The organism is Streptomyces cynarae (assembly GCF_025642135.1).
Taxonomy (GTDB): Bacteria; Actinomycetota; Actinomycetes; order Streptomycetales; family Streptomycetaceae; genus Streptomyces; species Streptomyces cynarae.
In genome coordinates this window covers 8,864,281-8,888,467 of sequence record NZ_CP106793.1, presented here as the reverse complement: position 1 = coordinate 8,888,467, position 24,187 = coordinate 8,864,281, and the positions used below count along the sequence as shown (strand labels likewise).

23 protein-coding genes and 5 pseudogenes are annotated in these 24,187 nt (G+C 70.4%); 13 read left to right on the top strand and 15 right to left on the bottom strand.

The window, feature by feature from the left end:
- Window positions 1-629 precede the first annotated feature (629 nt).
- The 3 genes and pseudogenes from N8I84_RS40315 (at window position 630) to N8I84_RS40305 (ending at window position 4,969) form a co-directional block, all read left to right on the top strand.
- Window positions 630-2,204 (top strand): hypothetical protein, encoded by a 1,575-nt coding sequence (locus tag N8I84_RS40315; RefSeq protein ID WP_263234465.1) that lies wholly within the window; start codon window positions 630-632, stop codon window positions 2,202-2,204.
- A gap of 111 nt (window positions 2,205-2,315) precedes the next feature.
- Window positions 2,316-3,611 (top strand): annotated as a pseudogene (locus tag N8I84_RS40310) (AAA family ATPase); the annotation flags it as partial.
- Between the two features lie 152 nt (window positions 3,612-3,763).
- On the top strand, window positions 3,764-4,969 hold the full coding sequence (locus N8I84_RS40305) for a vWA domain-containing protein (RefSeq protein WP_263234464.1): 1,206 nt from the start codon (window positions 3,764-3,766) through the stop codon (window positions 4,967-4,969).
- A 125-nt stretch (window positions 4,970-5,094) separates the two neighbouring features.
- Here the strand turns inward: N8I84_RS40305 and N8I84_RS40300 are convergent.
- Together N8I84_RS40300 and N8I84_RS40295 are read right to left on the bottom strand one after the other, a co-directional pair.
- Window positions 5,095-5,235: pseudogene (locus N8I84_RS40300) on the bottom strand (DNA-binding protein); the annotation flags it as partial.
- Window positions 5,236-5,366: 131 nt separating this feature from the next.
- The gene (locus N8I84_RS40295; protein WP_263235081.1) at window positions 5,367-5,495 is read right to left on the bottom strand and encodes a hypothetical protein; all 129 of its coding nucleotides are present in this window, start codon (window positions 5,493-5,495) and stop codon (window positions 5,367-5,369) included.
- Window positions 5,496-5,541: 46 nt separating this feature from the next.
- On the opposite strand from N8I84_RS40295, the gene N8I84_RS40290 reads away from it, so the two are divergent.
- On the top strand, window positions 5,542-5,862 hold the full coding sequence (locus N8I84_RS40290; protein ID WP_263235041.1) for a DUF6193 family natural product biosynthesis protein: 321 nt from the start codon (window positions 5,542-5,544) through the stop codon (window positions 5,860-5,862).
- Here the strand turns inward: N8I84_RS40290 and N8I84_RS40285 are convergent.
- The gene (locus N8I84_RS40285; RefSeq protein WP_263234463.1) at window positions 5,837-5,962 is read right to left on the bottom strand and encodes a hypothetical protein; all 126 of its coding nucleotides are present in this window, start codon (window positions 5,960-5,962) and stop codon (window positions 5,837-5,839) included. The genes N8I84_RS40290 and N8I84_RS40285 overlap by 26 nt on opposite strands.
- A gap of 780 nt (window positions 5,963-6,742) precedes the next feature.
- On the opposite strand from N8I84_RS40285, the gene N8I84_RS40280 reads away from it, so the two are divergent.
- From N8I84_RS40280 to N8I84_RS40260, 5 genes and pseudogenes are all read left to right on the top strand, one after another.
- Window positions 6,743-7,378 (top strand): polysaccharide deacetylase family protein, encoded by a 636-nt coding sequence (locus N8I84_RS40280; RefSeq protein WP_263234462.1) that lies wholly within the window; start codon window positions 6,743-6,745, stop codon window positions 7,376-7,378.
- Window positions 7,379-7,492: 114 nt separating this feature from the next.
- Window positions 7,493-7,747, top strand: a complete 255-nt coding sequence (locus N8I84_RS40275) for a hypothetical protein (protein WP_263234461.1) — start codon at window positions 7,493-7,495, stop codon at window positions 7,745-7,747.
- 195 nt (window positions 7,748-7,942) lie between these two features.
- Entirely contained in the window at window positions 7,943-8,254 is a 312-nt protein-coding gene (locus N8I84_RS40270; protein ID WP_263234460.1) for a hypothetical protein, read from the top strand.
- Window positions 8,251-8,658 (top strand): hypothetical protein, encoded by a 408-nt coding sequence (locus N8I84_RS40265; RefSeq protein ID WP_263234459.1) that lies wholly within the window; start codon window positions 8,251-8,253, stop codon window positions 8,656-8,658. The genes N8I84_RS40270 and N8I84_RS40265 overlap by 4 nt, the downstream gene beginning before the upstream one ends.
- Before the next feature lie 109 nt (window positions 8,659-8,767).
- Window positions 8,768-8,875, top strand: a pseudogene (locus N8I84_RS40260) (IS5/IS1182 family transposase); the annotation flags it as partial.
- Window positions 8,876-8,909: 34 nt separating this feature from the next.
- On the opposite strand, the gene N8I84_RS40255 reads toward N8I84_RS40260, so the two are convergent.
- Window positions 8,910-9,623: a hypothetical protein gene (locus N8I84_RS40255; protein ID WP_263234458.1), complete on the bottom strand. Its 714-nt coding sequence runs from the start codon at window positions 9,621-9,623 to the stop codon at window positions 8,910-8,912.
- 41 nt (window positions 9,624-9,664) lie between these two features.
- On the opposite strand from N8I84_RS40255, the gene N8I84_RS40250 reads away from it, so the two are divergent.
- The gene (locus N8I84_RS40250; RefSeq protein ID WP_263234457.1) at window positions 9,665-10,492 is read left to right on the top strand and encodes an IS5 family transposase; all 828 of its coding nucleotides are present in this window, start codon (window positions 9,665-9,667) and stop codon (window positions 10,490-10,492) included.
- Window positions 10,493-10,546: 54 nt separating this feature from the next.
- Here N8I84_RS40250 and N8I84_RS40245 read toward each other — a convergent pair whose 3' ends face one another.
- The 3 genes and pseudogenes from N8I84_RS40245 to N8I84_RS40235 all read right to left on the bottom strand — a co-directional run bounded on the left by N8I84_RS40245 (window position 10,547) and on the right by N8I84_RS40235 (window position 13,419).
- A complete protein-coding gene (locus N8I84_RS40245) occupies window positions 10,547-11,539 on the bottom strand; it encodes an aminoglycoside phosphotransferase family protein (RefSeq protein ID WP_263234456.1) in 993 nt (330 codons plus the stop codon).
- Window positions 11,540-11,605: 66 nt separating this feature from the next.
- Window positions 11,606-12,924, bottom strand: a pseudogene (locus N8I84_RS40240) (IS701 family transposase).
- Window positions 12,925-12,981: 57 nt separating this feature from the next.
- The gene (locus N8I84_RS40235) at window positions 12,982-13,419 is read right to left on the bottom strand and encodes a hypothetical protein (protein WP_263234455.1); all 438 of its coding nucleotides are present in this window, start codon (window positions 13,417-13,419) and stop codon (window positions 12,982-12,984) included.
- A 186-nt stretch (window positions 13,420-13,605) separates the two neighbouring features.
- Between N8I84_RS40235 and N8I84_RS40230 the strand changes: the two genes are divergently transcribed.
- Both N8I84_RS40230 and N8I84_RS40225 read left to right on the top strand, forming a co-directional pair.
- The gene (locus N8I84_RS40230) at window positions 13,606-14,853 is read left to right on the top strand and encodes a sensor histidine kinase (RefSeq protein ID WP_263234454.1); all 1,248 of its coding nucleotides are present in this window, start codon (window positions 13,606-13,608) and stop codon (window positions 14,851-14,853) included.
- Window positions 14,841-15,491 carry a response regulator gene (locus N8I84_RS40225; protein WP_263234453.1) on the top strand — a complete coding sequence of 217 codons (651 nt, stop codon included), beginning with the start codon at window positions 14,841-14,843 and terminating at the stop codon, window positions 15,489-15,491. The genes N8I84_RS40230 and N8I84_RS40225 overlap by 13 nt, the downstream gene beginning before the upstream one ends.
- Before the next feature lie 86 nt (window positions 15,492-15,577).
- On the opposite strand, the pseudogene N8I84_RS43315 reads toward N8I84_RS40225, so the two are convergent.
- The 8 genes and pseudogenes from N8I84_RS43315 to N8I84_RS40190 all read right to left on the bottom strand — a co-directional run.
- Window positions 15,578-15,979, bottom strand: a pseudogene (locus N8I84_RS43315) (IS5 family transposase); the annotation flags it as partial.
- 23 nt (window positions 15,980-16,002) lie between these two features.
- Window positions 16,003-16,746, bottom strand: coding sequence for an SDR family NAD(P)-dependent oxidoreductase (locus N8I84_RS40220; RefSeq protein ID WP_263234452.1), 744 nt, complete (start codon window positions 16,744-16,746; stop codon window positions 16,003-16,005).
- Window positions 16,743-17,714: a fumarylacetoacetate hydrolase family protein gene (locus N8I84_RS40215; protein ID WP_263234451.1), complete on the bottom strand. Its 972-nt coding sequence runs from the start codon at window positions 17,712-17,714 to the stop codon at window positions 16,743-16,745. Before N8I84_RS40215 ends, N8I84_RS40220 begins: the two co-directional genes overlap by 4 nt.
- A gap of 116 nt (window positions 17,715-17,830) precedes the next feature.
- Window positions 17,831-18,769: a VOC family protein gene (locus tag N8I84_RS40210; protein ID WP_263234450.1), complete on the bottom strand. Its 939-nt coding sequence runs from the start codon at window positions 18,767-18,769 to the stop codon at window positions 17,831-17,833.
- 12 nt (window positions 18,770-18,781) lie between these two features.
- The gene (locus N8I84_RS40205; protein ID WP_263234449.1) at window positions 18,782-19,780 is read right to left on the bottom strand and encodes an amidohydrolase family protein; all 999 of its coding nucleotides are present in this window, start codon (window positions 19,778-19,780) and stop codon (window positions 18,782-18,784) included.
- On the bottom strand, window positions 19,777-20,949 hold the full coding sequence (locus tag N8I84_RS40200; protein WP_263234447.1) for an FAD-dependent oxidoreductase: 1,173 nt from the start codon (window positions 20,947-20,949) through the stop codon (window positions 19,777-19,779). Before N8I84_RS40200 ends, N8I84_RS40205 begins: the two co-directional genes overlap by 4 nt.
- 166 nt (window positions 20,950-21,115) lie before the next feature.
- Window positions 21,116-22,072: a cyclase family protein gene (locus N8I84_RS40195; RefSeq protein WP_263235040.1), complete on the bottom strand. Its 957-nt coding sequence runs from the start codon at window positions 22,070-22,072 to the stop codon at window positions 21,116-21,118.
- Window positions 22,072-23,058, bottom strand: coding sequence for a fumarylacetoacetate hydrolase family protein (locus N8I84_RS40190; RefSeq protein WP_263234446.1), 987 nt, complete (start codon window positions 23,056-23,058; stop codon window positions 22,072-22,074). Before N8I84_RS40190 ends, N8I84_RS40195 begins: the two co-directional genes overlap by 1 nt.
- A 127-nt stretch (window positions 23,059-23,185) precedes the next feature.
- Here N8I84_RS40190 and N8I84_RS40185 point away from each other — a divergent pair, with 127 nt between their 5' ends.
- Complete coding sequence (locus tag N8I84_RS40185; RefSeq protein WP_263234445.1) at window positions 23,186-24,151, top strand: LysR family transcriptional regulator; 966 nt, start codon at window positions 23,186-23,188, stop codon at window positions 24,149-24,151.
- Window positions 24,152-24,187 lie beyond the last annotated feature (36 nt).

Here is a 24,187-nt window from a genome sequence, read left to right as displayed (position 1 = left end):
GATCAGAGCACACCCGCGGGAGCGACGACGACATTAGGAGTCGAATGAATCGAACACAAGAGGGCAACAGAAGCTGCAGGCGCCTCCGGAAACACCATGTCAGCGTCGGCACTGCAAGCCGTGGCACTCGGAGCGGGCCGGCGCCGGCAGTGGTACGGCCCTGAAGCCGGCAAATGAGCCAAGGGCGAGTATCGGCCGTCCCGAGTAAGTCGCGGCCATGGGCCTTGCAGCGCCAGAGTGGGCTTCACCCAAGCCCTGTGCACGCGTGAAGGCGTGCCCTGACTGGACGTCCGACCCAGCCCGACACAGCGCCCGTCCCTGCACGCACTCTGCCCACCACCCGGCGCTTTGCCGCCGACACCCAGGGCGCCGCGATGTTCGCCGCCGCCGAACTCGCACTGTTCGCCACTGCCCTGCTCGCCGGGCAGCGCCTCAACTGCGCATGCTGCGTTGCAGGCGACCACGGGAGTACTCGCCGCGCGGCTGGGGGCGTTGCGGCGTGCGTCGAAGGAAGGTCGGTAGGCGGTCCAATGGGCCTGACAGATCATCATCGGTGTGGTTACGATGCTGACGATGAAGAATCTCTCCTCTCACGGATTGGGGGAATCGTTCGCGCAAGGTGAGTGCTGATGGCACATCACTTCGCGAACACGATTCCGGCCCACTTGTCGATGTGGCGGCGCGTGCGTGAGTACGCCGTGCCACCGTCCATGATCGAGACCGCGACCGCGCGGCGTGCGGTCGGTGACTGGGCAGGGGCCTGCGCCGCCGCCCGGATCGACGTCGATCTCGATCTGCGCGCCGTGCGCAACCGCCACGGCTCCGATCTCGTCACCCACCTCCGTACAGATCTGCGTCTCCTGGCGCCCGATCTGCTCCGTTGGCACATGCCCCGGGTCGCCCCGGACGGGCGGCTCCGGCCCGGCCTCACCATCTCCCTGGCCCATTACCCGAGTTCCGGCGCCACACCGCTGCAGTTGGTGGTGCGGACACCGCCGGCCTGGGCGGACGCCGGGCAGCGGATGTCCTTGGCCCTGTGGGAGGGGTCCGGGAACGGCGCCCCCTGGCACCATCCGCACCCGCATCCCGCCCGGCGTTTCCGGCTCGACCTGCACCGGCATCTCTGGGACTCCGGGCGGAGCGGCGAACTGGCGCGACGGTGCGGTAGGGGCGGGGTACCGTCCGTGGCGTCGGCGTCGGTGGGGCAGCGGCGCAGTTCGCTGGCTTCGCCCGACCGGGCCCACGAACCCGGCCTTCCAGTCCTGCCGAACCGGCCGGACCTGCCAGAGCGGACCCATCGGTCCCCTCGCCCCGCCGTCACCGATTCCGGGTGGGCGGTGACGAGTTGGGCCGCAGAGGCGGAGTTGCTGTTGCGGGCCGAGGGGCGCCCTCGCGGGGCCTTCACCGTGCGGCTCGGTGCGCGGAGCCGCGCCGTGCTCGAACTCGTCGCCCCCGACGACAGCCATGCCCCGACCTTCCGGCCGCTGCGGGAGGCTCTGCCGCCGCACAAGATCGCGGCTCTTCCGGTGCTACCGGAGGCGGCGGCCCGCGTCCTTCCGGATCTGGAGCTGCTGCGGGCCGGGCTGGTCGCGGTCGAGCGGCTGCATCCGCTCGTCGCCGCAGCACTGACGGCGCCCGGCTCGGTGGCGGGGTCCGACTCGGCGCCGGTGGCCGTCCCCGCCCCCGAGCCCGGCGATCCGCACCGGGTGGAGTGCAGGGGCGAGGTCCACCGGATCGCGCTGCGGGACGGGGTGCTGACGGCGATCGACCACGACCCGGCCCAACTGCGCCGGGAGGAACTGCTGGTGGCGCTCGGCGGGCCGGCGCTGCCGTGCCTGCGGGCGATCGAGGCGGTGCACCGCAGCCCGGAGGCACTGCCCGCGGTCCGGGAGCGGCTCGGCCACGGTGACGTCGCCGGGGCACTGGCCGTGGTCGAGGGGCTGCTCGGTCCCGGTGCGGTCCTACGCGACGGGCCGCTCCGGGAGGAACTGGCGTCGGCCGCGGCTCGCCGCATCGACCACGGGCTCTTCCGCTCGGGACTGGTCGCCGAGCACCCCGCCGCCGGTGCGGTCGGGGACGGGAACGCCTTGGGCGCGCGGCACGCGGAGGCGGGCCACCGTCCTCGGCTCGACCGTCGTACGCCTCACGACATGCGCCGCAAGCGCAGCAGCCGGGCCCGACCCCGCACCGGGCTGCACCGCTGACCGGCGGACCCCACCCAAATCCCTTTCCCACACCGTGCGTTCCTCGCCGCGCGACCCCACGACATCCGGGGCGGCCCGTCCCGTCCCCCTATTCCACACCCGGTGATGCCCATGACTTCCAGCACCCTCCTGCCCACCCCGGTCCCGGCCGTCGGCACGTCGGCACCCACCCCCGCCGACGCATCCGGAACCGGCACCCGACTCGCCGTCGCCGACGACCTCCTGGCCCTCCTGCGGACGACCACCACCGAGGCGCGCCCCGACGAACAGCTCGAAGCCCTCACCCTGGCCGTGGCGGCCGACCTGCCCGTGCTGCTCTGGGGCGAGCCGGGCATCGGCAAGACCGCGGCCCTGACGCAGCTCGCCACCTCCCTCGACCTGCCGCTGACCACCGTGATCGCCAGCGTCCACGAGCCGTCCGACTTCTCCGGGCTGCCCGTCGTGGGCGACGACCCGGCGGTGCAGGGGGTGCCGATGGCGCCGCCGCAGTGGGCGGTGGAGCTCGTGCGGGCCGGGCGGGGGCTGCTCTTCCTGGACGAACTCTCCACCGCCACCCCGGCCGTGCAGGCCGCACTGCTCCGGGTCGTCCTGGAGCGGAGGGTCGGTGCGCTTCGACTGCCCTCGGCGGTGCGGATCGTGGCCGCCGCCAATCCGCGCGCGTCGGCGGCGGACGGGTGGGAGCTGAGCCCGCCGCTCGCCAACCGGTTCGTTCACCTGTACTGGGTGCACGACCGGGAGGTGGTGGTGCGCGGCCTCGGCGGGGTCTGGCCCCGGGCGGAGCTGCCCCGGCTGGTGCCGGACCGGCTGCCGGAGGCGGTGACTTTCGCCCGGCGCGCGGTCTGCGGCTTCCTGGAAGCCCGGCCGACCCTGATCCACCGGCTGCCGAGCACCGAGACGCGGCGCGGCGGTGCCTGGCCCTCGCCCAGAAGCTGGGAGGTCGCGTTGACCCTACTGGCCTTCGGCGCGGCGGCATCCGTCTCCCGAGAGGTGCTGGCGCTGCTGGTGCGGGGCGCGGTGGGGGACGGGCCGGGGCTCGAACTCCTCGCCCATCTGGACCGGATGGACCTGCCGGACCCGGAGTCGCTGCTGGCCGATCCGGCCTCCGCAGAGCTGCCGGAACGGGGCGATCTGCGTCAGGCGGCGCTGGAGGCGGTGGTGGCCGCCGTCGGGGCGCGGCCCGAACGACAGCGGTGGGAGGCGGGCTGGGCGGTGCTGGTCCGGGCGCTGGAGACCGGCGCCCCGGACCTGCTGGTCGGCCCGGCGACGGCGTTGGCCGCGCTGCGGCGCGACGACTGGGAGGTGCCGGAGGCGGTGGAGCGGCTGGCCGGGGTGGTCGGTCTCGCCCGGCGGGCCGACCGGTCGGTGGGGCGGGCCGCGGCGGCGGCCGACGCCGGGCGTGCGACGGGGCGCGCCGATGACGGGGGCCGCCAAGCGCCCGGGGCCACGCCCGCTGCCGCGCCCGATGTCCCCGCCCCCGCCACCACGACCGGTGCGGGCCACCGTGCCCGGGCCGCCGGCCGGCTCCGGCGGGCGGCCGGCCGGCCCGGACTCCCCTGGACATGGAGAAGTTGCTGGCCGCCCGACTGCACGCGGTCAAGGTCCGCCCCTACCTGGCCAGTGCGCTCTTCGCGCTGCATGTGCTCGAGGACCGGTCGGTGCCGACGATGGCGGTGGACGCGCACTGGCGCTGCTACGCCTCCCCCGGCTTCGTGGCGCGCACCCCGGTGGAGGAGCTGGCGGGCGTCTGGGTACATGAGGTCTCCCATCTGCTCCGGGACCACCACGGGCGGGGTGAGCGGTATGCGCGGGAGCACGGGGAGCACGGGCCGGGCGAGCGACTGCGGCGGAACATCGCCGCCGACTTCGAGATCAACGACGACATCTACGGCGACGGTCTGCCCCTCCCTACCGGGGCGGTGCTGCCGTCGCTGCTGCGGCTGCCGTCCGGGCTGCTGATGGAGGAGTACCTGCGTACGGCGTCGATGTCCGGGCTCGCCGCGGACCTGGCCTGGCTGGACTGCGGCAGTGGCGCCGACGGGCAGGTCCGGCCGTGGGAGCGGGGGCCCGACGGGGCACATGGGCTGAGCAGGCAGCAGCGGGACGCGGTTCGCTTCCGGGTCGCGGAGGGGATCAAGGGCCGACCGGGCGACGCGCCGGTGGGATGGCGCCGGTGGGCGGACGAGGCGTTCCATCCGCCGCAACCGTGGCGGCAGTTGCTGGGGGCGGCTGTCCGCTCGGCGGCGGGGGCGCCGGGGGCGGGCGAGGACCACAGCTACCGGCGTCCGTCCCGGCGCTCAGCCGGCATCCCCGGGGTGCTGCTGCCGAGCCTGCGCCGTACGCCGCCCCGGGTCTGCGTCGTGATCGACACCTCCGGGTCGGTGAGCGACGCCGAGTTGGGCAGCGCGCTGCTGGAGGTGGCGGCAATCTCGCGGGCGGTGGGCGGACGGCGCGACCTGGTCTCGGTGATCTCCTGCGACGCGGCGGCCGGGGTCGCCGTCCCGCTCTGCCGCGCCGAGAACATCGCACTGGTCGGTGGCGGGGGGACGGATCTGCGCTCCGGTTTCGCCCGGGCGCTGCGCTCCCGGCCCCGCCCGGACGTGATCGTCGCCCTGACGGACGGCCAGACGCCGTGGCCCTCCGCGCAGCCGCCCTGCCGCACCGTCGTCGGTCTCTTCCCTCGTCCCGCCCGCGCCGTGGACGAGGAGAACCCCGACTACGTCCCGGACGGCCCGCCGCCCTGGGCGCGTGTCGTCACCGTCGGCTGAAAACGCGCAGTGGCGCGGCATCGCCATCCGTCAGGGGCGGCCCCCGGACACGTATTGGGATGGGCGGAGACCATGTGCTCGCGGCTGTGGGCCCCGACTGCGGGAACTGCGCCGCAAGCGCGGCATCACCCTGGCCCTCCTGGCCCCTCCCGCAGGGCGCTCGCACACAGCACGGCATCGATGGCGTACTTGTGGCCGTGCAGCCCCGCTGCGCGCAGCAGTGCAGCAGTGGACGCCGCGACGGCCTGGGTCACCCGCTCGACTCGACGGGGCACGTCCCCGCCCCTCGAAGGTGCGCGAGGAGGTCTGACGCCGGCCCGACCCGCCTGCTCTGGGGAGTGCGGCGACCTGGCGCCCCGCAGACCGCACGCCACCGGGCGGCGGACAGGGCACCAGGTCACGCGAGAACGAAGTAGCGCAGCCACACGTAGAGCAGTGAGATGGCCACGGTCGTACCCGTGACGATCAGGCCGTACTTGGTGAACTGCCAGAAGGAGATGGGCTGGCCCTGATCGAGGCGGCACACGCCGAGCCGGCTCTGCGCCCTCTACCCGTTCACGAGCCACTGGGCGCTGCGCTTCTCGACCACCACCCGGCCGCGCCTGACCGCCGTCGGACCGTGCCTGCTCGCGAACAGCGACGGCACGTACGCGGTCGGCAGGAGCCTCACCAGCGATGACCTCAGCCGGTTCGCCACAGCGCACCAGGCCGTGGCAATCGCCGTCCGCCATCTCCCGGCCGGGCCCGGCCCGTTCGCGCTCGGCGAATTACCCTTCAGGATTCCGGGTGGGGTGACACGCGACAACGACATGCCCGGATGCTCATCAGCCATGCTGGAGGAGTCGACCGAGCGTCAAGGTGCGCCACTCAGTCGCCCGCGGGGTTCACGGTGAGACCCTCTTCAACGCGCCGGCCGCAGCAGGTGACCGCCGAGAGCAGCAGGACCAGAAACGCGCCGACCGCCCCGATCCACCGGGGGGTTGTCCCGTACATGATTCGGTTCATGAGCGCTGACGCCACACCACATCAGCAACCACAGGAAACACACAGAGGGGGACGGCTGTGCCCGCTCCTTCCTGTCGGCCCAGGTTGCGGAACCGGGGCCCGGCTGCTGCAGCAACTGCGTGGCACGACACAGCTGTTCCTGCCGGCCGCTCTACACGTTCACGTCCACGACCGTACCCAGGACGTCTCCGAACCGGGCCGCTGCCCTGCTGAAAGCCCTTCGGAGACGGCAACGTGCCGCGTTCCTACCGGAACGGTACTCGCGCTTGAACTCCAGCGTCTGGCTCTCAACCTGATCCGGGCCCGCGACCAGCGCCCGTATGCGCTCCCTCGTCAAATCCGCCATGGACGCGGCGAACAGTGGGGCAACCATCACGACATCATCCCCATCTTCCCTTCTCACTGCTGCGAGTTATGGGGTACCGACGTGACCCGTGTGCAGATGACCGAGGAGCTCCTCATCCCGCTCAGCCTGGCAAAGATCCGCAGGCTCCTGGCGACATGCCGCCCCAGAACAAGCCACCGCCGCCGCCACATTGATCGGATACTGACATGGTCCCGGTGGCGTCGTCGCCACCAGGCGATTGCCATGCGCTGCCACTACAAGCGCCGAACCGCCGGTCACGAACTCCGACCACATGATGTTCGCTGGGGTGCGCGTGTCCGCCCCACTGGTTGGACTGAAAAGGTTCAGGCCGCTGGCACGCGCGCGGCCGTGACGGACGAGGTACCCCGATGGCTGTCCGATCGGGTCGGTACCGTACCGCGGTGGCCGTCGCCGCCACCGCCCTGTCGGTCGTCGTGTCCACACTCGGCCCGGTGACGGCGACCGTCGCCCCCGGGCACGCTGCCCACACCAGCGCGACGCACCAGCACACCGTCGACTGCCGGGTGGTGCGGTGCGTGGCCCTCACCTTCGACGACGGTCCGACCCGCTACACCACCGCGGTCCTCAGATCCTTGGAAGACGGTCATGCCGTCGCCACCTTCTTCCTCATCGGGCCGCGCGCGCTCCAGAACCGCGCCGACGTGCTGCGGGAGTACCGGGACGGCGACGCCATCGGCGATCACACGGTCACCCATCCCCGCCTCCCCCTGTTGTCGCGGGACCGGATCGACCACGAGATCGACGTCGCGGCGCGGCAGATCGCGTCTGTCACCGGCCACAGGCCAGCACTCTTCAGGCCGCCGTTCGGAGCGATGGATTCCCGCGTACCCAAGGCGGCTGGTGCGGTGGATATGGCGGTGGTCCTGTGGAACGTCAGCCCCAGGACTGGAAGCACCACAACCCGACCCTCATCGAGCGGGCCGTCCTCGCCCGAGTGCGGCCCGGCGCGATCATCCTGCTGCACGACCGGTACGGCACGACCCCGCCAGCTGTGCCCCGGCTGGTCGACCTGCTGAGGGCCCGCGGATACGACCTCGTCACCGTCCCCCAGATGTTCGCCACCACGGGCGGCATCCGCAGTGGGGCGGTTTACCACCACGGACCTACTGCCTGACCAGGCGGACCGATTGATGACGTCCGCGGTCACCCCGGAGGCGAGGATCGCGCTCGTCTTCCACCATGCGCGCAGTTGCTCGAGCGGCCGGGTGCGCTGCTCGGGTGGGCGGGTCATGTTCGCCGCGATCCGGTTCAGCTTGGCGCGGGCCCGCTCGGAGACCTTGGGACCGAACTCCAGGTTTGCCGTCGTCGACGGTGACGTCCTCGTGCCCCAAGTCTGCCCGACAGCGCGCGCCACCAGCGCGGTGTCGGTCCGCGGGCTCAGGTGAGGGCCGCGACCAGAAGGGCGCGGACGGCGATGATCACGGTGACGCGGACATAGTGAAGCGAGCAGGGTGGACGCGGTGCACACCGGGGACTGCTCGGCAGCGGCCGAGAACGGCCCCTGCCCCGCTTCGAGGGGCGCACCGTCACCAGGACCTTTGCGCGCAAGGCCGCCGCTTTTCCCCGCCCGCGCCGGCGTCGTGCTCTATGACAACCCCGACGCGTTTCTCGTCTGCGCGTTCAAGCGGGACAACGCGCTCTGCGAACCCGACCCGGGCGCCACTGCCCCACGGCAGTACGACTGCCAGCCCGGCTTCGGCAACACCGTCCGAGCCGACGCCCACGCCCGCAGGCTGCGGCAACGAGCCACCGAACTCGACACTCTTGCCGCCCCAGCACCAGGACCGATCGCCAAGCGCTTGAAGGCGATCGCCGCCCAGCTCCCGGCCACGGCCACGGCCACGGCCAGCGCGCACGACACCACCGCTCCATCCGCAGAGGCCCTGACGTGACCGAACAGCATCAGGCCGAGCGCCACCACATCCGCGCGGCCATGGACCGGGTCCTGGCAGGACAGGCCATCGCCTCCAACGGCAGTCTGACCAACGTCGCTCTCGCTGCCGAGGCCGGCGTCCACCGCATGGCCCTCATGAAGCGACACGCTGATCTGAAGAACGAGTTCTACGAGCGTGTCCGCAGCGAAGCCCAGCAGATCCCGGAGCCTGAGAAGCGGCTGCGGAAGACCGTCGCTGAGCTCAAGAGGACCATCGCGAACCAGAAAGTCGAGATCGAAGAGCTCCGCCAGTTGGTGACCAACCTGGCCCTCGCCAGTGCTGTTCTCGCCCAGGAACAAGGGGCTTCAACAGAGCCCGGTCCGGCCGACAACGTGATCCCGTTCCGCCCCACCCCCGACTGAGAGCGGCAGCCTGCAGGGGCGTTCCTCCTCGAACAGGTGGCTGAGCACGGACACCCGTATCCGATGGTGCGAGCGGGTGGGCGGTCAGACGACGGCTCACCCAGTGCCGTTGGATGAGCGGAAGTGCTTGCAGCCCATCCTGTTCGTGCTCCATACCGGCATCAACTGGGAGCCTCTGTCGCGCAAGCTCGGCTTCGGCATCACCTGCTGGAGGCGCTTCTCTAGGGCCCGTCTTCAAACGGTGGCGCGGTTCACCTGTTGAGGCTTGCCTGGCGCAGGACGCGAGGTGTGGACACGTGGCCATCTCGAAGAACCGAGGCTTCTACAAGCACGGCGACATCGGCGGTCAGGGAACGACTGGCGCCGTTCTCGGCCAACCAGCGAGCTGCGGCCACGGTGCCATAGGTTGACCAACCGCCGATCAGCACGACGCGAGTCTTCGGGTTGAGGGGGTTCGCAGCTCGGACGATGTAGCCGCAGTCACGTACCACCTCGCCGTCCGCGGCATCGCCTGTGTAGGCCGTCCCCTCCCAGGTGATCGCTCCTGCGCCCAGCCGGAACGGCAACGCCTCCGTCATGGCCTCCAGGATGCGGCGGGCTACCTCGTTGTTCTTCGGTCCGCCCAATACGAGCAAGTCGTGCTCCATCTCGCTGCCCGGCAAGTGCGCCGACAGGCGGACCTTCTCCAAATCGAGGTCCCGGTAGGCGTGGGTGAGAGAGGGGACGAGCACGGACAGCGCCCGGACCTGTCCCAGACCGGCTACGGGTCGCTGGTAGCGGCCGGTGTCGACGTAGGAGGTGTCCAGAACGATGGAGAGTTCGCCTGCGTTCAGGTAGCGCCACGTGCGACGTGCGGGTAGCCGCTTGACCACGAACCAGCGCACCAGGGTGCCGATCCCGGTGAGCACGGCGGCCACCACTGCACTGAGAATCTGCGAGCCCACAGCCCCCGCAATAACATCCATGGCGATCTCCCCCTCCGCGCGCCCCTATTGGATCATGGGCTGTGCATCGACATGAACTCACCGACCAAGAGTGGGAATTACTCACTCCGCTGATACCCCGGGCTGGAACCGGCCGTCCTCGAGTAAAGATCCGTACCGGGACCACCTGGCGGGATCTACCCGAACGCTACGGTCCCTGGAAGACCGTCTACACACGTTTCCGGCGGTACGCCCTACGAGGCGTGTTCACCCGCGTCCTACAGCAGCTCCAGACCCGGGCGGATGCGGCCGGGAACATCGACTGGCTGGTACAGATCGACTCCACCATTGTCCGCGCTCACCAGCACGCCGCCGCCACGGGCCGAACTGCCGCTCAACCACAGCAGGAAGAACGGGACGATCACGCCCTCGGTCGGTCTCGCGGAGGACTGACCACCAAGATCCATCTGGCCTGCGACGGTCGCGGCCGCCCCTTGGCCGTGCTGCTCAGCCCCGGTCAGCGCAATGACAGCCCGTGCGCTCGCCCCTTGCTGGAACGCATCCGCGTACCGCGAACCGGACACGGTCGCCCACGCTGCCGCCCGGATCACCTGATCGCGGACAGGGCCTACAGCTCCCGCGGCTTCCGGGCCTACCTGCGCCGGCGCGGGATCGCCCATACCATCCCCGAACGCTCCGATCAGAAAGGCCACCGTCGACGCCGTGGCAGCGTCGGCGGTCGCCCGCCGGGCTTCAACCAGGAGATCTACCGCCGCCGCAATACCGTCGAGCGGTGCTTCAACCTGCTCAAAGGCTTCCATGGCATCGCTACCCGGTACGACAAGACCGCCACCAGCTATGAAGCAGCGGTCTGCCTCGCCTCATGCCTGCTCTGGGCAAGATCCCTTTGAAGACGGACCCTAGTGAGATCGGCTGTTGGCGGCGCCTTGCCCAGCGTTCCCCGCTTACGCCTTGAGCCAGGTGGCCCAGGTCGGCATGGCCTTGAGCATCATGGCCATCGCGTTCACCGACTCCCTGAGTGTCTGAGCGAAGCCGGCCTGGTACTCCCGACTCCCGCCCCGGTGGCCGCAGGCCATCCACAGCTGCCAGGTCGCCGCTCCCACGCGTCCGGCGAACATGCCGGTGAACGCCGACTCATCGACCGCCCCGACCGCCCCTCCCGCAGCGACATACCCGGACAGGCACGCTTGGACGATACGGCGCTCGGGCAGTTCCAACCGCCGGCCGAAGCCGGCGAGATGGAAAGCGGTGAAGACCAGTTCCCACCACGGGTCCTGCGCGCCAGCGGCATCGAAGTCCAACAGCACCGGTCCACCGGAGCCGGTCAGAATGTTCTGGTGCCGGATGTCGCGGTGCATGACCACCTTGGATCGCCACAAGTCCTGCTGATCTTCGATCATGGCCTCGGCCTGCTCCAGCGACAGCTTGAGGATGCGGACATGCTCGGCGCTGAGGACCTCGAGGCGTTCGGCCTGAGCGAACCATTCCTCCCACTCTTCCTGGGAGTTCGACCGGTAGTCGCCGTGGACCGTCGGGTCGGCTGGAATCGCGCACCGTGCAAGGTCAGCGACGAGCCCGCCAGCCCATGCCGCCAACGGTTCGGACGTCGGCGCGGTGGGATGCGCGCCCTCGACGAAACGCACCGCACGGGCGTAGGCACCGTCCCCGATCGGTCGCCACAGACCCGCTTCTCCCAGAGTCGTCGACTGCGGCTCGGGCATCGCGACACCGCTCTCCCACGCGGCGGCTTCAAGCGCCCCTGCCTGGGCAGCCATGGGCATCCAGAAGTCACCCCAGGGCTGGGCAATCTTCACCACCCATGAGCCGGAGTCAGTAACGGCCTTCCACACCGGGCTCTGCTCGTCATCCTTGAGCAGCAGCGGGGCGTCCAGCAACTGTCCCAACCCGAGCCGCTCGGCCGCCTGTGTCAGGTTCATAGCCGTCACTCAACCCGCCCGCCACCCCAGCGGCAAGCGAATTAGTACTCCAGCTGTAGATCTTGATCACGACTGTTGGAGGGCCTGACGTTGGTAGTGGCTGCTTCGTGCATGGGCCTGGTGTCGTCGGCGCCAGCATGACCAACTGAGCCAGTGCGCCAGGCCGCGTGGTTGCGGTGCGGCGAAGGCGGTGAAGGCGATGAAGGCGGTGAAGAGACGTTGGATCTCGCCGCAGGTCAGCGGGGCGAGCCCTGGCGGCGTGGTCACGGTGGTCCGTTCGATGGCGGCCGTGACCACGAGGAATGCGTGCGCGAGCATTGCCAGCGTGGTCCAGCGATGCCAGGAGGTCCAGCGGCGGACCTGGTGCTCGTCCAGGCCGGACAGGCCCTTCGCGGACTGGAAGGTCTCCTCCACCGTCCAGCGGCGCCCGGCCACCCTGACCAGGGCGCTCAAAGGAACGGGTCCAGCCGAGTAGCCACGGTAGAAGGCGAGTTCGCCGGTGCGCCGGTTGCGTCGAATGAGTAACGACCGGTGACCCGTGCTGCTCGCCGGGCTGCCGATCTCTACTTGGGCCCAGTCGTAGAAGCGGTGACCTTTGGCGCCGTCTCCGGGTGAGGGTCGCTGCCATGAAGTCTTCGGGAGGCAGTGGGCCAGTATGCCGGCCGTGAAGACGCCCGCGCGGGTCGGGATCGGTCGCTTGCGTGAGACGGCGAGGACGTAGCCGACCTGACGGCGCTCCAGTTCGGCGCTCAGGTGGGGGTCGCCGCCGTAGACCTCGTCGCCGGTGACCCATGAGGCCGTGACGCCGGCGTCCAGGGCCTGGGTGATCATCTCGGTGGCCAGGGCGGGCTTGGTGGCGAACCCCGTGTGGTCCGGGATGCCTGCGTCCCGGCACCGGTCGGGGTCCTGAGTCCAGGAGCGTGGGATGTAGAGGCGCCGGTCGATGGCAGCGTGCCCGACCGGGGTGGAGTAGACGAGGTAGACGGCGACCTGGGCGTTTTCGATTCGCCCCGCGGTCCCGGTGTACTGGCGTTGCACCCGACGCTCGCGGTGCCCTTCTTCAGGTCACCGGTCTCTTCCACCATCAGGACGGCGTCCTGGTTGCCGAGGTGCTCGACCACGAAGTCCCGTATGTCGTCGCGGACTCCGTCGGCGTCCCAGGACGCGCGGTTGAGCAGGTGCTGCATACCGGCGGGACTGCTGTCACCGGCATGCTCCGCAATCGTCCCGCAGTTCTTCCGCGGCAACTCTGCCAGCAGGCCCAGCACGAAGGCCCGTGCCCTGCGACGCGGCTCGACCCGGGCGAACCGCCTCGCCACCTCCGCCATCAGGTCGTCGAACACCGGCTGCCACCGGGCAGGGTCTACGCTGTGGCCCACGACCATCGGCTGATCTTCGTCTGTCCACACAACCGACGATGATCAACGGTGGCCGTACCCTTTCTACGCCACCCAGCAGTACAGGTTCTCGTCTCCCTCGCGGACGGCACGGGCCAGGTCGGCCAAGCCGCTCAGGATCCACACGGCGATCTCGGGGTCGAAGACCTCGCCGTCTGCCGCCCGCTCGGCCACCCACAGCCGGCTGACTTCAGCGAGCCGTTGCTCGACGGCAGTGCACAGGGCATCTCGAAGGGTGCCGGAGACGGCGAGGACGAGCGGACCCTCGCCGTCGTCCGGGTCGACAACAGTCTCGGGAACATCGTCGTCAAGGACTTCCTCAAAGCTCCGACCGGTGAAGATGCCCTCCCACTCGATCAGAGCCTCCTCGACATCGAAGTTGCCGAAGGTCAGGGACTCGAAGACCCCGTCGGGACCACCCTCCGCGACAGCAGCGGCAGCTTCGGCGTCCGGTGCCCCGAAGAACTTGATGACGATGCTCACCGGGGCATAGTGCCTGTTCCACCGGGCCCGGTCTACCTGCCAGCGGCCAGCAGAAGCCGACCTACCGACCCGAGATGCTGTCCGCCCACAGGCCAAGATCAAGATCTACAGCTGGTACTAGGTTCACCATGAGATCGGGTACAGGTTTCATGGCACCGTCCTCCGGCGGTGCCCTAGCGTCGTGCCATGACGATTCCAGCTGGACTGAGACGCACGGTCCTCCGGGCGCAGCGGGACACCGGCTTTCTTGCCGCTGGTGTGCTGCCGCACCTGGCGCTGGTGCCCGTGTGGGCCTGGGCGGCGGCGACTACCGCCAGGACGGGGAACTGGCTCCTTACGGTTTCCATGTCGGCCGCCCTGGTCCTGCTCGGCACCCCGGTGCTGACGGCCGTTCAGCGGGCTCGCTACCGGGTGCTCATCGGTGTGGACGTCCCCGGGCTCACTCCCACCGCGCCGGAACGATGGACGTGGGCCTCGACCGCCCGGTGGCTCGCGGCGACGCGGCCTTGGCGCAAGATCGGCTACCACCTCCTGCTGGGCCCGCTGCTCGCGCTGCTGGAGCTGCTGGTGCTCGCGGTGGCAGCGGCGTGTCTGGCGGGCGTCATCGCCTACGCCTGGTCATGGGCGCTGCCAACCGGAATCCGCCAGGACTGGTTCGGCTACCTGACCCAGCTGCCGGCTTACACGGCGGCTGGACTCCTCCTCCTGTGCGCCCTGCCCTGGACCGCGCGGGCAGTAGCCCGGGCCGAGGCGCGGCTGGCGTTGGGCCTGCTCGGGCCCAGCCGGGCGCAGCGGCTCCAGGAGCGGGTCGATCAGCTGGCCGTGAGCCGGACCGACTTGATCGAGGCCGTCGACGCGGAGCGCCGCCGGATCGAGCGCGACCTGCACGACGGCACCCAGCAGCGGTTGGTGTCTCTCGCGGTCAACCTGGGGCTGGCCATTGCCGCCCGCCCGGACCTGCCGAGTGATGCCCGCGAGGTGATCGCGAGAGCGCACCTGGAGGCGAAGGAGGCGATCGCCGAACTCAATGACCTGGTGCGGGGGCTGCACCCGGCCGTGCTCGAAGACCGAGGTCTGGACGCGGCGTTGTCCGGGCTGGCTGCCCGCACGCCCCTGCCGGTGCGGCTGCGGGTCAATCTGGAGGAGCGGGTGGCGCCCAACGTGGAGTCAGTCGCGTACTTCGTGATCTCTGAGGCGCTGGCCAATGCAACGAAGCACGCCAACGCGATGCGTGTAGAGGTGATAGTCCGCCAGGTCGGCGAGGTGCTGCGAGTGCGCGTTACCGACGACGGGCTGGGCGGTGCCGACGCCGCCGCCGGCACGGGGCTGACCGGGCTGGCCAAGCGGGTCGGCTCCCTCGACGGGGCCTTCCACGTCAGCAGCCCCGTTGGCGGGCCCACCACCATCACCGCGGAGCTGCCGTGCGCGCGGTGATCGCCGAGGATTCGGTGTTGTTGCGGGTCGGCCTGATCAAGGTGCTGGAGATGGGCGGGTTCCAGGTCGCCGCGGAAACCGGCGACGCGGAGGGGCTGTTGGCGGCAGTGGCGGAGCACCGGCCCGAACTTGCCTTGATCGACGTCCGGATGCCGCCCGGCTTCACCGACGAGGGGGTGCGGGCGGCGATGGAGATCCGTCGGCGCTGGCCGGGGACGCCGGTGGTGCTGCTTTCGCAGTACGTGGAGGAGCGGTACGCGGCTGACCTGCTGTCCGCGAACACCAGCGGTGTGGGCTACCTGCTCAAGCAGCGGGTTGCCGATGTCGCGGACTTCGTGGCGGCGGTCCGGCGAGTGGCGGACGGGGGCACGGCTCTGGACCCGCAGGTCGTCGCCCAGTTGCTGCTGCGGCGCGACAGCGACCCGCTCGCGCGGCTGACCCCCCGCGAACGGGGGGTGCTCGGCCTGATGGCCGAGGGGCGCTCCAATGCCGGCATCGCGCAGGCGCTGGTGGTCAGCGAGAGCGCCGTGGCGAAGCACATCAACAACATCTTCGCCAAGCTTGACCTGCCCGTGGTCGACGCGGACCACCGCCGCGTCCTGGCCGTGCTGCGGTTCCTCGGAGCGTCCCGGGCCTGACCTTGCCATCCGTGATCACGGTCTACGGCTGGAGTACTAGGGTCCGTCTTCAAACGGATCTTGCCCAGAGCAGGAATGACGCGAGAGAGACCGCTGATCATCCGGTTCGTCCTGCCGGAGGGTCCCCTTTTTCGGCCCATGGCCGCGGCGTGCTGATGGGCCCGGACGATGGTGGAGTCAACCTGGACCAGCCAGTCGATGTCTCCGGCCGCATCCGCCCGGGCCTGCATCTGCTGCAGGGCCCGGGTGAAGACGCCGTCGAGGGCGTAGCGCCGGAAGCGGGTGTAGACCGTCTTCCACGGCCCGTAGCGTTCGGGCAGGTCACGCCAGGAGATCCCGGTCCGGATCTTGTAGACCATGCCGTTGATCACCCCGCGGTCCTCCACCCGCGGTCGTCCCGTCTTGGCCCGCGGTATGAGCGGAGCGAGTAACTCCCACTCCTGATCGGTGAGTTCATGACGACGTACCACCCCACCGTGATCCACCATCTAGCAATCTTTGAAGACAGACCCTAGTTGCGTACGGCGTCCGAGATCGGCTTGGCCCCGCCGTGCGCGGTGAGGCCGCCGTCCACGGGGATCTCGGCTCCGGTGATGAAGGACGACTCGTCGGAGAGAAGGAAGGTGACGAGCGGGGTGACGTCGTCGACGGTTCCGGTGCGGCCGAGTGGTGTCCCGGCAAGGTTGGCCTCGCGGAAGGCGGGCGCGGCGGAGGCGGTCATCTCGGTCTCGATGAAGCCGGGGTGGATGGTGTTCACGCGTATGCCGCGTGGCCCCAGTTCCATGGCGGCGGTGGCCGACAGGCCGCGCAGTGCCCATTTGCTGGCGGTGTAGGCGACCGGGTAGTGGGCGGTCAGTGCCGCCGAGGAGCCGACGTTCACGATGGATGCCCCAGGGCGCATCAGCGGTGCCAGGTGCTGGATGCCCAGGAGCGGCCCGGTGACGTTGACCGCATGGACGCGGGCCATGTCCTCGGGGCGTACGGCGTCGAGGCGGACACGCCAGGTGACACCGGCGTTGTTGACCAGGCCGTGCACCTGTCCGTACGACTCCCCCAGTTCGGCGGCGAGTTCGGCCCAGTCCTTCTCGCTGGTGACGTCGAGCCGGCGGCAGCCAGGTGCCTCGGTCACGTCGGTGGCCATGACCCGGGCGCCCTCGCGGGTCAGCGCCTCGGCCTCGGCGGCGCCCTGGCCGCGGGCGGCGCCGGTGACCACGACGATCTTGCCGAGGAGCCTCTTGGGGTGGAGGTCGGTCACGGCCGCTCCCGGGAGCGGCGTCGGCCGGTCGGCAGCGGGATCGGGGCGGCTCCGGCGACGACCGTGTTGGAGACGCTGCCGATGCCCTCGACGGTGAGGGTGACCGTGTCGCCGGGCTTCAGCGGGGGCGGGTCCTGCCCGCCCCGTACGCCCCACAGTTCGGCGAGGCAGCCGCCGTTGCCGCAGGTGCCGGAGCCGAGGACGTCACCGGGGCGGACGACGGTCCCACGCGAGGCGTAGGCGACCATCTCCTCGAAGGTCCAGCTCATGTTGGAGAGAAGGTCCGTGCCGACGGTCTCGCCGTTGACGGAGGCGATGAGCCCGAGCCGCAGGAAGCCGTCCGCGTCCCGGTACTTCTCCAGCTCGTCCACGGTGACCAGGTACGGGCCCAGCGTGGTGGCGGTGTCCTTGCCCTTGCACGGGCCGAGGCCCACCTTCATCTCCGCGGACTGCAGGTCCCGTGCCGACCAGTCGTTGAAGACCGTGTATCCGATGATGTGGTCGCGAGCGTCCTCGGGCGTGAGGTCGCGGCCCTCCTTGCCGATCACGGCGGCCACTTCGAGTTCGAAATCGAGCACGGTCGAGCCGGGCGGCATGGGGATGTCGTCGTGCGGGCCGTACACCGCGTACGGGTTGGTGAAGTAGAAGGTCGGGCCCGCGTACCACTGCTCCGGTACGCCTGGGGCGCCGTCCACGGAGCGCCGTACGCCCTCGACATGCTCCTCGAAGGTGACGAAGTCCCGCACGGTGGGCGGCTGGAGCGGGGGCAGCAGCCGTACCTCGGAGGCGTGGGGGCCGGCCGGGACGTCCAGCGCGGTGGAGCCGGCCTCCAGCAGCTGGGGCAGGCCGCCGCCCTGAGCGAGCAGGCCGGTCAGGGAGCCGACACCGGGCAGCGGGTAGAGCGTGCCGTCCTCTTCGACGACGGCCACATGACGTCGGTTTCGGTACTCGTACGCGGCGAAACGCATGGCGGTTTCCTGTCGGCTGTCGGCGTGAGGGATGGGCGCGAAGGCCGGGGGCGCGGTGTGGGAGTCAGGGCGGTTGACGGGGCCACCGCGCCCCCGGGGACTGAGGGATTCGCCCATCAGACCGGCGGGGCGACGAACACGCCGCGGTCGACGTCGTTGAAGGATTCCTTGGTGACCAGCTCGTTCATGGGGTTGGCGGTGCCCCACTGGTCGGTCACCTCGGGCTTCGAGAAGTCGTAGACGTGCGGATGCCAGGTGTCCTCGTCCAGCAGCTCCAACTCCGTCGTGTACTCCACGGTGTTGCCGTGCGGGTCGAGGAAGTAGGTGAAGGTGTTGTCGCCCGCCATGTGCCGGCCCGGCCCCCAGATCTTCTTGAAGCCGGCGCGCATCACGCGGCCGGAGCCGCGCATGTACTCGTCGATGCCGCGCATCTCGAAGGAGATGTGGTGCAGCGAGGTGTGCGGACCCTTGGCGATGGCCATGGAGTGGTGCTGGTTGCTGATCCGCATGAAGTGCATGACGTCGCCGATGTGCGGATGGCCGAGCGTGTCGGAGAGCCGGAAGCCGAGGTGCTCCTCGTACCACGCCTTGGTCCTGTCCAGGTCCGGGGAGTTCAGCACGACGTGCGACAGCTTGACCGGGATCGACTCCTTCTCCTCGATCTTGCGGTGCTGTCGTACCTCGACATCGGCGGAGACCTCGATGGTGCGCCCGTCGACGTCGAAGAAGCGGAAGCCGTAACCGCCGCCGGGCGTCTCCACCTTGCCCGGCTGGGAGATCAACTGCACTCCGTCCGCGAGGAGTCGCTCGGCGAGTGTGTCCACGTCGGCGGCGCTCGCGGCGCCGTAGGAGACGAGGTCGAGGCGCTTCTCGTCGGCCTTGCGCAACCGGACGACATACTGCTCGGGGCTGCCCTCGGCGGCCAGGAAGGAGATGCCGGAGTCCTCGGCCACCTTGGTCAGGCCCCAGACGCCGGCGTAGAAGTCGAGCTGCTTGTCGTAGTCGGGCACGGCGAGGTCGACGTGCCGCAGGTGGGTGAGCAGGCGGTTGGACATGTGGAGGCCTCCTCAGGAGAGGTTGAGAAGCGCGGCGGCGTTTCCGCCGCGTATGGCGTGGAAGTCGGAGTCGGGCAGCCGGGCGGCGCGCAGGGCGGCGACGGGGTCGTCGGTGCCCATGTCGAAGGCGTGGTCGGAACCGAGCAGGACACGGTCGGCGCCCGCGGCCCGGACCAGTTCCCGCAGTACGTGCGGGTCGTGGACGAGGGAGTCGAAGTACAGGCGCTTCAGGTAGCTGCTCGGCGGATGGGCGCAGTCGGCGCCCGCGTCCGACCGGGCGGACCATGCGTGGTCGGAGCGGCCGATGTGGGTGGGCAGGTAGCCGCCGCCATGGGCGGCGATCAGCTGCAGCCCGGGGTGCCGGTCCAGCACGCCGGAGAAGATCAGGTGCGACAGCGCGACCGCGTTCTCCACCGGCTGGCCCACGGCGTTGGACAGATACCAGCGATCCAGGCGCTCGTCGAGCGTGCAGCCGAAGGGGTGCAGGAAGAGGACGGCGCCCGTCTGCTCGGCGCGGGACCAGAAGGGTTCGTACGCGGCGTCCGAGAGCTCGCGGCCGGGGGCGTGACTGGAGATTTCGACGCCCGACAGGCCTTGTTCCAGGGCGTGTTCGAGGGCGCGTACGGCCTGCTCGGGGTGCTGCAGGGGGACGAGGCCGAGTCCGTGCAGCCGTCCGGGAGCCTGGGCGCAGTGGGCGGCCGTCGCCTCGTTGGCGCGCCGGAAGACCTTCTCGGCCGTCTCCTCGTCCGCCCAGTAGTGGTAGTGAGAGGGGGACGGGCTGACCAGCTGCACGTCCACACCCTGGGCGTCCATCACGGCCAGCCGTGCGGTGACGTCGGTCATCCTCGGGGCGCGCTGGCGGACCATGGGGCCGCTGACGGCGAGGGACGCGGGGCCGTTACGGCGGGCGTCGAGGGCCCGGGCCTCGGCCAGTCCCGGCAGGTCCGCCACCAGGGCGTCGACCTCCGGCAGCAGGACGTGCGCGTGCACGTCCACGGTGGGCACGGTCACGGCAGTTCCTTGAGGAAGTTCATCGTGCGCCCGATCAGCCCGGGGATGTCGGCGTCACGCACGCCGTCCAGTTGCCACTGGCCGATCTGCACGGACGCCTCGACGACGGTCCGCACCCGGGGGATGCGGCGTTCGTAGTAGCTCTGGAGCAGCTTGTCGTCCCAGTCCCGTCCGCTGGTCAGCAGTTCGGCGAGGACCATGGCGTCCTCCAGGGACATGGCCGCGCCCTGGGCGATGGTGGGCGGGCAGCAGTGGGCGGCGTCGCCGATCAGTACGACCCGGCCGCGGTGCCAGGAGCCCTCGACCAGCAGCCGGTCGAACCAGGTGTAGTTGACCTTTTCCGGGTCGGTGATGTGCTTGGTGATCTCCGGCCAGGCTCCGCCGTAGGCCTGCGCCAGGCGGTACATCTCGTCGGCGTAGGTGGCCGGGTCAATGGAGGCGCGGTCACGGCACGCTTCGACGACGAACGCATAGATGGTGTTCTCGCTGGTGGGGGTGTATCCGGCGATGTGGGCCGGACCGCCGTAGGCGAGGTCGGTGCGTTCCACGCCCTCGGGGCGCGGGGCGGCGATGCGCCAGATGGCCATGCCGGTCGGCTCGGGTCTCTCGGCGATGCCGATCGCGGCGCGGGTGGCGGAGCCCAGGCCGTCGGCGCTGATCACAAGGTCGTAGCGGCCTTCGGTGCCGTCGCTGAAGCGCACGGAGACACCGTCGGCGTCCTGTTCGAGGGCCTCGGCGGTGGTACCGAGTCGAACCGTGGCGCCGGAGGCGCGGACCGCGTCGATGAGGATCTGCTGAAGCTGGGGGCGCTGCATGCCGAGGGTGGCGGGCAGATCGTCACCGCCGGTCCTGATGTCCTCGGCGACGTGCAGCACGGTGCCGTCGGGGGCGACGATGCCCAGCGTGCCGAAGGGGAAGCCGGAGGCGCTCACCCGCTCCCAGACACCCAGGTCGCGCAGCACGCGCAGGGCGTTGCCCTGGAGAGTGATGCCGGAGCCGGTGGTGGCGTTCCAGTCGGGCTTGGCCTCGATCAGGTCGACGGTGATGCCGGCGCGGCGCAGCAGAATGGTCACGGCGTTGCCGGAGGCGCCACCGCCGATGACGAGGACGGTGGGGGTCCCTCCGCTCGAGCGCATGCGGGAGTGGGGGCGTGTGGGGCTGTCTGCCATGTCGGGATCCTCCCGAGGTTGGGCCGCGCGGCTTCGGGCGGCGGGGTGCGGCTCGCCCGCCGGGAGGGCGGGCCAGGTGCTCTGGTGCATCACCCGTCGGCGGGTGGAGCGGGTGGGGGCCGGATGCGTCGCTGCCGGGGAGGACGCATTCGGCTGGTTCTGCGGGCTATTTGACGGCGACGGGGTTGACGGGTGAGCCGACGGCGCCGGTGATGGGCAGGGGCGCGGCGGTGAGCCAGAACTCGTACACGCCGTCGGCCGCGCAGTCCGCGGCGAGGGTGTCGAGGTCCCACATCTCGCCGATCAGCAGGCCCATGTTGGGGATGGCGACTTGGTGCAATGGCTGGAAGGCGTGGTCGAACTCGTTGGGCCGTACCTCGAAGCCCCAGGTGTCGGTGGCGATGGCGGCTATCTCGGTGCCGTGCAGCCAGCCGGCCGTGGTGAACGACAGGCCGGGCGCGGGCCCGCCGGCATAGTCGCCCCAGCCCTCGCGCCTGGAGCGGGCGAGGTGTCCGGTGCGGACGAGGACGATGTCCCCGCGTCCGACGCTCACCCTGTGGGCTTTGGCCGCTGCCGTCAGGTGGTCCTCGGTGATCGCGAACGCGTCCGGCAGCTCGCCGTCCGTGCCGAGGACTTGGCCTACATCCAGGAGCACCCCGCGCCCGGCGACGTGCGGCGCCATGTGCTCGATGCCGGTGACGAGGTCGCCATCGGAGGTGACGACCTTCTCCGCCGCCCGCCCGTTCCACGCCTTGCCGTGGTCGAAGATGTGCCCGAGCCCGTCCCACTGCGTGGAGCACTGCAACGGCATCGCGATCACGTCATCGGCGCCGCCGATGCCGTGGGGGAAGCCCTGGTTGCCCAGGGCCGCGTCGGTGCCGGTGTCGAGCATGGTGTGCACGGGGTTGGTGCGGCGGCGCCAGCCCTTCTGCGGCCCGTTCATGTCGAACCGCTGCGAGAGCGAGAAGCTCACGCCCCGGCGCACGAGTGCCGCGCCCTCGCGCCGCTTGGCCTCGTCGAGGAAGTTGAGGGTGCCGAGGACGTCGTCCTCACCCCAGCGGCCCCAGTTGGAGTACTTCTTGGCGGCCTCGGCTATCGCGCCCTCGGGATCCGTACGGTCGATCACGCGTCTGCCTCCTCGGCGACACAGCGGGTGCGCTGGACGCCCAGCCCCGTGATCGAGCCCTCCATGACATCGCCGTCACGCAGCAGCCGCCCCCAGTGGATGCCGTTGCCGGCCGGGGAGCCCGTGAGCACCAGGTCCCCCGGCAGGAGCCGGGCGGTCTGCGAGATGTACGACACCAGGCGGGCGATGCCGAAGAGCATGTCCTTGGTCGACTCGTCTTGCATGGTCTTGCCGTTGAGCTTCAGCGTCACCCGAAGGTCACCCGGGTCCGTGATCGATTCGGCGGGGACGATCCATGGGCCGAGCGGCGTGAAGCCAGGGGCGTTCTTGCTGCGCAGCCAGTCAGTGCCGATGGCCTTCATGTCCCGGCGGAAGACGGTGGCCCGGTCGGTGAGGTCGTTGGCGATCGTGTACCCGGCGACGTACTCCAGCGCGTCGTCGACGGAGACACGGTGGGCAGGCCTGGCGATGACGGCCGCCAACTCCAGCTCCCAGTCCGGTTGTTCGGCCCAGGCGGGCAGGACGACGTCGTCGTACGGTCCGGTGATCGCGCTCGGCAGGCCGATGAAGACGTACGGCAGGTCCTCCGCCGCCCGCCGGTCCATCACCGCGGCGATCTCCGCTCGCGCCTCCTCGACCGTGCGCGGGTCGTCCGGGGAGCGGTGGGCCACCTCGAGGTCGATGACGTGCTGTCGGTAGTTGGCGCCGGACTGGAAGATCTGCCGGGGCTCCACTGGGGCATGCACCCTCAGACTGTCGAGCCGCTGCCACTCCAGGGCGGCTTCGCCCGCGAGGGTGTGCAGAACGGGAAGGGTCTCCTCCCACCGTTCCAGCACGGAACGCACATCGGCAGGCTCCCAGGCCAGAGCCTGGCTCAGGTCCAGCACCCGGTCCCGGACCACCAGGCCGGGGAACCGTTTCCCGTCAGGCGCGGAGAGCGTGCCGAGAGCGAACAGGCCGACGGGTTGCGCGAGCGTTGCCATGAGATTTCCTCCCGCTGAGTCGCGGTCTACTCTGACCTGGATCCTCAGATCGGGGAAATGAATCTCGTGGATGATGCGCATCCACACCAGGAATACCTATGACCTATCTCTTTCCAGGTGGTGCCCGGTGAACCTGTCCCGACTCGACCTCAACCTGGTCGTCGCCCTCCGCGCACTTCTGGAGGAGCGCAACGTCACCCGGGCCGGCGAGCGCATCGGACTCAGCCAGCCCGCGATGAGCGCGGCGCTGTCCCGGCTGCGGCGCCATTTCGACGACGAATTGCTCGCCCGGACCGGAAACTCCTACGAGCTGACCCCCCTCGGCGCCGCCCTGCGCGACCGCAGCGCCACCGCCTGCGACCTGCTGGAGCGGGTCTTCGCCAGCCAGGCCGACTTCGATCCGACGGCCGAGACCCGCGAGTTCACACTGCTCGCATCGGACTACGGCGCAGCCGTGTTCGGGGCCGCCCTTGCCCGCGCACTGCACCGCGAGGCACCCGGGATCCGGCTCGCCTTCCAGCACCCGGCGCCCTCCGTCGTGGAGAACACCGCGACCGTGCTGAGCACCGTCGACGGACTGCTGATGCCGCACGGCGTCATCGACGGTCTGCCCGCGGTCGACCTCTTCAGCGACCGCTGGCTGTGCCTGATCGCCGACGATCACCCCGAGATCCGCGACGAGCTCACCCTCGATCATCTGGCCCGGCTGCCCTGGGCCGTCTACCAACGCCCCTACGACGCCCCGGCCGCGCGCCAACTCAGCATGATCGGCGTCAGCCCCCGGGTCGAGGTCTCCGTACAGACCTTCCAACTGCTGCCCCACATGATCGAGGGCACCAACCGGATCGCGATGATCCAGGAACGCCTCGCCCGCAAAGCGGTCCGCGCCGCCGCGGTACGCGTCCTGCCCTGCCCGTTCGAGGCCGTACCGGTGCAGGAGGCGATGTGGTGGCACCCGGTGCACGCTCAGGACGCGGCCCACATCTGGCTGCGGCAGAAGGCGGCTGAGGTGGGGGCGACGTTGGCGGCCAACGGCGACGGCGACGCCCTCAAGGGGCGCGGGGACGAGTCGCATGCGAGTCGTCCGCGCTGACACGACTGGCCACGATGGCGCGGCAGCCGCGCTTCG